The sequence below is a fragment of the Pseudomonas sp. Ant30-3 genome, assembly GCF_000690905.1.
Lineage (GTDB): Bacteria > Pseudomonadota > Gammaproteobacteria > Pseudomonadales > Pseudomonadaceae > Aquipseudomonas.
Genome location: NZ_JMCL01000255.1, coordinates 1 through 646 on the forward strand (window position 1 = coordinate 1; position 646 = coordinate 646).

Sequence of the window (646 nt, forward strand, 5' to 3'; positions counted from 1 at the left end):
CGGTCGCCGGGATTTAGACCTTCCTCGACGATGCGCAGGCCTTCGGCCTTGCGTCCCAGCGTGATGTCGCGGCGCTGGGCGGTGTTGTTCTCATCGATCACATACACGTACTTGCGGCTCTGGTCGGTCAGGATGGCCTTGTCGTCGATCAGCATGGCCTCGAAACTGCCGCTACCCGGCAGGCGCACTCGGGCATAGAGGCCCGGCGTAAGCAGGCCGTCGGGATTGACCAGGGTGGCGCGTGCGCGGATGGTGCCGGTGGCCGCATCGACACGGTTGTCCACGAAGTCCACGTTTCCGGCGTGTGGATAGCCGTTCTCGCCGACCAGGCCCACCTGCACCGGGATACTTTCGCTGCGCTGGTCGGGGCGCTCTCCGTTGCGAGCCATGTGGGCGTAGCGCAGATAGGTACGCTCGTCGCTATCAAAATGCACGTGCACCGGGTTCAGCGAGACTACGGTGGTCAGGATGCTGGCCTGGCCGTCAGCACTCACCAAGTTGCCTGCCGTGACCAGTGCACGTCCGGCGCGGCCTGTGATGGGCGAACGTACCTGGGTGAACGACAGATCCAACTTGGCGGTCTCGACTGCGGCTTGGGCGAACTGCACGTTGGCTTGGGCCTGATCGGCGGCGGCGTGGCGCTGCT

1 protein-coding gene is annotated in these 646 nt (G+C 65.0%); it reads right to left on the reverse strand.

Features of this window, described 5'->3' with window-relative positions; all coding sequences use genetic code 11:
* Positions 1–646: efflux RND transporter periplasmic adaptor subunit (locus DU29_RS0129220; protein ID WP_028624832.1), on the reverse strand; the 646-nt coding region annotated here is incomplete at both ends.